This window comes from Kitasatospora sp. NPDC057518 (assembly GCF_042802075.1).
Taxonomy (GTDB): Bacteria; Actinomycetota; Actinomycetes; order Streptomycetales; family Streptomycetaceae; genus Kitasatospora.
The window spans coordinates 1-5,088 of sequence record NZ_JBHVEU010000559.1; the positions used below are offsets into that span (position 1 = coordinate 1).

At 75.6% G+C, this 5,088-nt stretch carries 3 protein-coding genes; 1 reads left to right on the forward strand and 2 read right to left on the reverse strand.

Features of this window, described 5'->3' with window-relative positions; genetic code table 11:
- Positions 1 to 64: 64 nt before the first annotated feature.
- Together disA and radA are read right to left on the reverse strand one after the other, a co-directional pair.
- Entirely contained in the window at positions 65 to 1,123 is a 1,059-nt protein-coding gene (gene disA / locus ACFU7Z_RS35945; RefSeq protein WP_049659060.1) for a DNA integrity scanning diadenylate cyclase DisA, read from the reverse strand.
- Positions 1,124 to 1,323: 200 nt separating this feature from the next.
- The gene (gene radA, locus ACFU7Z_RS35950) at positions 1,324 to 2,847 is read right to left on the reverse strand and encodes a DNA repair protein RadA (protein ID WP_375877325.1); all 1,524 of its coding nucleotides are present in this window, start codon (positions 2,845 to 2,847) and stop codon (positions 1,324 to 1,326) included.
- 307 nt (positions 2,848 to 3,154) lie between these two features.
- On the opposite strand from radA, the gene ACFU7Z_RS35955 reads away from it, so the two are divergent.
- Positions 3,155 to 4,978 carry a sigma-70 family RNA polymerase sigma factor gene (locus ACFU7Z_RS35955; protein WP_380782218.1) on the forward strand — a complete coding sequence of 608 codons (1,824 nt, stop codon included), beginning with the start codon at positions 3,155 to 3,157 and terminating at the stop codon, positions 4,976 to 4,978.
- The last annotated feature ends 110 nt before the right edge of the window (positions 4,979 to 5,088 follow it).

Sequence of the window (5,088 nt, forward strand, 5' to 3'; positions counted from 1 at the left end):
CCCCCGGGGAGGTTCCCCCGGGGGCCGTCGCGGTGTTCGGGTGTCCGTACGGTGGCGCGTCCGGTCAGACGTAGCGCTCCAGGATGGACGATTCGGCAAGGCGGGACAGGCCCTCGCGGACCGAGCGGGCACGGGTCTCGCCGACGCCCTCGACGGTCTGCAGGTCGTCGATGCTCGCGGCGAGCAGCTTCTGGAGGCCGCCGAAGTGCTCGACCAGGCGCTCTATGACCGTGTTGGGCAGGCGCGGGATCTTCGCCAGCAGGCGGTAGCCGCGCGGCGAGACGGCCGAGTCCAGCGACTCCGGCGAGCCCGAGTAGCCGAGCGCCTTGGCGACGGTCTGGAGGTCCAGCAGCTCGGCGTGGGTGAGCGCCTCCAGGTCGGCCAGCACCTCGGTGACCGTCCGGCCCTTCTTGGCGGCCCGCTCCGGGAAGTAGTCCCGGGCGACCAGCTCGCGCTCCGGCTCCACGCCCGCGATCAGCTCGTCCAGCTGGAGCGAGAGCAGTCGGCCGTCGATGCCGAGCTCCAGCACGTAGCCGGCGATCTCGGTGGCGATCAGCCGGACCATCTCCAGGCGCTGGGCCACGGCGGTGACGTCCCGGACCGTCACCAGGTCCTCGATCTCCAGCGCGGAGAGCGTTCCGGCCACCTCGTCCAGGCGCAGCTTGTAGCGCTCCAGGGTGGCCAGCGCCTGGTTGGCGCGGGACAGGACGGTGGTGGAGTCCTCCAGCACCCGGCGGGTGCCGTTGACGTACATCGCGATCAGCCGCATCGAGTGCGAGACCGCGACCACCGGGTAGCCCGTCTGCCGGTTGACCCGCTCGGCGGTGCGGTGGCGGGTGCCGGTCTCGTCGGTCGGGATGGTCGAGTCCGGCATCAGGTGCACGCCGGCCCGGACGATCTTGGTGATGTCCTTGTCGAGCACCACCGCGCCGTCCAGCTTGCACAGCTCGCGCAGCCGGGTGGCGCTGAACTCGACGTCCAGGACGAAGCCGCCGGTGCACAGGGACTCGACGGTCCGGTCGAAGCCCAGCACGATCAGACCGCCGGTGTTGGCCCGCAGGACCCGCTCCAGGCCGTCACGAAGCGCGGTACCGGGCGCGATGGCGGTGAGGGAGGCCCGCAGCAGGGCCTCCTCGCGGGAGGCCTTGTCCGCCCCCCGGTCGCTGGCTGCCACGTGACTCCTCCGGTCGACCCGTGCCGCGCGCCTCACGCCGTGCGCCGGTCCGCGGTCTGTTGCTCTGTCGCTCAGTACCGCTCGGTACTGCCTTCTGGCCAATGAGACTGGGGAAAGTCTAACTGTGTGTGGCCTCGGCAGGGCTTGGGTCAGCGCAGTTCGTCGGAGTCGAGCGGCTCCCAGCCGTCCATCAGCTCCTCGGGGTACGCCGCCGGGCGGTCCGCGGCCCGGGCGGAGCGCGGGGACGGCGGCGCCGACGGTGCCTCACCGCGCGGCTCGGTGCGCGGCTTGGCGGCCGAACGGCGGCGGCCCGGGATGGCCCGCAGCGCCTCGCCGATGTCGGCCACCTCGACCACCTTCATGCCCGGCGGCACCTTGCCCGGGTCCGGCGGGACCAGGGCGTGGGTGAAGCCCAGCCGGTGCGCCTCGGCGAGCCGCCGCTGCACACCCGTCACCCGCCGTACCTCGCCCGCCAGGCCGACCTCGCCGATCGCCACCAGGTTGCTGGGCAGCGGGGTGTCGGTGGAGGAGCTGGCCACCGCGAGCGCCACCGCGAGGTCCGCGGAGGGCTCGGTCAGCTTCACCCCGCCGACCGTCGCGGTGTAGATGTCCTGCTTGCCGAGCTTCACCCCGCCGTGCCGCTCGACCACGGCCAGGATCATCGCGATCCGGGGGGACTCCAGACCCGAGGTGGTGCGCCGCGGGGAGGGGATCTGCGAATCCACCATCAGTGCCTGCACCTCGGCCACCAGCGGGCGCTTGCCCTCCAGGGTGACGGTGAGGCAGGTGCCCGGGACGGGCTTGTCACGCCTGGTCAGGAAGAGGCCGGACGGGTCGGCCAGGCCGACGATGCCCTCGTCGTGCAGCTCGAAGCAACCGACCTCGTCGGTGGCGCCGTAGCGGTTCTTGACCCCGCGGATCAGCCGCAGCCGGGCGTGCCGGTCGCCCTCGAAGCTCAGCACCACGTCCACCAGGTGCTCCAGCAGGCGCGGACCGGCGATCTGGCCGTCCTTGGTGACGTGGCCGACCAGCAGGGTGGCCATGCCGCGCTCCTTGGACGCCCGGATCAGCGCGCCCGCCACCTCGCGGACCTGGGCCGGGCCGCCGGGGGCGCCGTCCAGCTCGGCGGAGGCGATGGTCTGCACCGAGTCCAGGATCAGCAGGCCGGGGTTGACCGCCTCGATGTGCCCGAGCACCGCGCCGAGATCCTGCTCGGCGGCAAGGTAGAGGTGCTCGGAGAGGGCGTTGATCCGGTCCGCGCGCAGCCGGACCTGGCCGGCCGACTCCTCGCCGGTGACGTAGAGCGTGCGGTGCTGCGCGGTGGCCGCCTTGGCGGCGACGTCCAGCAGCAGGGTGGACTTGCCGACGCCGGGCTCGCCGGCCAGCAGCACCACCGCGCCGGGCACCAGGCCGCCGCCGAGCACCCGGTCCAGCTCCGGCACGCCCGTCGAACGGGCCGTCGCGACCTGGCCGTCCACCTGGGCGATCGGGCGGGCGGGCGCGCTGACCGGGCCGGCGGCCGTGGTGCGGATCGGTACCGCGCCGTACTCCTCGACCGTGCCCCAGGCGTTGCACTCCGGGCAGCGGCCGACCCACTTGGGCAGCTGGTTGCCGCACTCGGTGCAGCGGTACGCCGGGCGGGGCTTGGCGGTGGTCTTGGAACGCGGAGGCATGCCGCCCACCGTAGCGTCCGGGTCCGACAACGGCGGTCCGCAGGCGGGGCCGGGTCGGGGCCGGCGACCAGGGTCCGCGGGCGGGCCGGCCGCGCGTCCACACAGATGGGCGATGTTGTTACCCGAAAGAAGTACATACGCGGCGAATGGCCGGGGTCAGCCGTCCGCGTTCTCTACCGTCGGACGGGTGACGACGAGAACTGTGGGGCCGGACGGGCCTACCCGGTCGACCCGATCGGTCAGGCCGGGCAGGTCGGGTAGACCTGCCGGGTCTGGCGGGTCCGGCGGGTCCGCCGGGTCGGCCGGGGTGCGGACCCCCGCCGTGCTCGCGGCGTACGACCGGCAGGTGGACGGCCTGTTCACCTACTGCCTCTCGGTGCTCTGCGAGCATGACGCGGCCGCCGACGCCCTGCGCGAGGTCCGCGAGCTGGCGCGGCGGCACGGCGCCCGGCTGGCCGAGCCCGGGCTGCTGCGCGCCTGGCTGTTCTCCCTCGCCCGGTACTGCTGTCTGCGCCGGCTCGCCGGCGACGCCCCGGGTCCGACCGGTGCCGAGGCCGGGCGGACCGCCCCGGCCGAGCCCGGTGAGGCCGAGGCGGCCCGACGGCGGCGCGAGCTCTCCTCGCTCGCCTGGCCCGAGGCCGCCGGCACCGACCCGGAACAGCGCGAGGCGCTGGAACTCTCCGTCCGGCACCGGCTGACCCCGCTGGAGGTGGCGGCCGTACTGGGCCAGCCGTTCGAACGGACCCGCGCGCTGCTGGCCGGGGCCGAGGCCGAGGTCGCCCGGACCAGGGCGGCGCTGCTGGTGCTCGGCGTGGGCAGCTGCCCGGAACTGGACCGGCTCGGCGGGGCCGGGGCGGAGTCCTGGCGGGACTGGGTACTCGGTCCGGCGCTGCGCCGGGAGCTGGTGCAGCACGTGGTGGACTGCCCGACCTGCCGGGGGACGGCGGAACGGGTGGCCGCGGGCGAGGCGGCGGAGGGTACGGCGGGGGCGGCGGGGCTGTCCGGGTTGGCGCTGCTGCGGGCTCCGGCGGACCTCCTCGGGGACGTCGCGGTCACCGGCGGGGCGGCCGCTCCGGCGGCGGCTGCTCGGGCTGTGGGTCCTCGGGTAGCGGGTGCTCGGGGCGCGGAGCCGGGGCTGCGGTTCGACCAGAGCGGCTTCCCCCGGCACCGGGCGCCGGACGCGGGGCGCGGGTTGGCGGTGCGTCGGCGGGTGGTGACCACCGGTGTGCTGGCGGCCGTACTGGCGGCGCCGGTGATCGCGCTCTGGGCCGGGCACCGGGGCGGTGTCGGGTCGGGGTCGGCGGCCTCGGTGTCGGCGGTACGGGTGGACGCGGCCGGGCAGCCGACCGGGCAGCGGCCCCGGCCCGCGGTGGACGGCCCGGCTGGGGCGGGTGCGCCCGGCATGCCCGGGATGGAGCTGGCGGGAGCCGGGCCCGGGATGGTCGCGGGCGGTGCCCGCGGAAGCGATGCAGAAACGTTGCCTCCCGGTTTTCCGCGGCTCACCTTCCAGGGCGCGGCCATCCCGGTCCCGGCCCACGGCGCGACCCCGCTCAGCAGCCCGACCCTGGTCGCCGCACCGGCCCCGGCTGCCGACCAGGCCTCCACGACGGGCACCGGCGAGCCGGCCCCGGCCGGGCTGCTCACCGTCGAGGCCGGCGAGTACGGCAGCCGGACCATCCTCACCCTCACCAACTCCGGCGCCACGGAGATCCGTTGGCACGCGGTGACGGACGCCGGCTGGCTCCGGCTCAGCCGCGACGCCGGCACCCTGGCGCCCGGCCAACGGATCACCGTGATCGTCACCGTGGACGAGGACCAGGCGCCGACGACCCACTGGACCGCCCGGATCGCGCTGCCGCCCTCCCAGGCGGTGGTCACCCTGGAGGGCGGGCCGCACAACCGTGGCGGCTCCGCCTCCTCCCCGGCCGATCCGTCACCGTCGTCGACACCCTCCTCGACTCCGGCGACACCGGCGCCCAGCGGTTCCACCACCACCTCGCCCACGGCGGCACCCACCGCGTCCCCGTCGCCCTCCGACCCACCGACGAGCACCCCGTCCCCCTCGGGCACAGCGACGAGCTCCTCGCCACATCCGACGGGCACGGCAACGGCCTCCCCGTCGCCGCACTAACGGCCCGCGCAACGCGGCAGCCCTCCCTCCCGGCCGACACCCCGAGGGCACGGGCGCGGGGGGGGGGGGCGCCGCCGCCGGGGCGCGCGCGGCGGGGGGGGGCCGGGGGC

Coding starts and splice junctions, on each gene's coding strand:
- radA (WP_375877325.1), bottom strand. CDS start 2,847: ATGCCTCCGCGTTCCAAGACCACCGCCAAGCCCCGCCCGGCGTACCGC.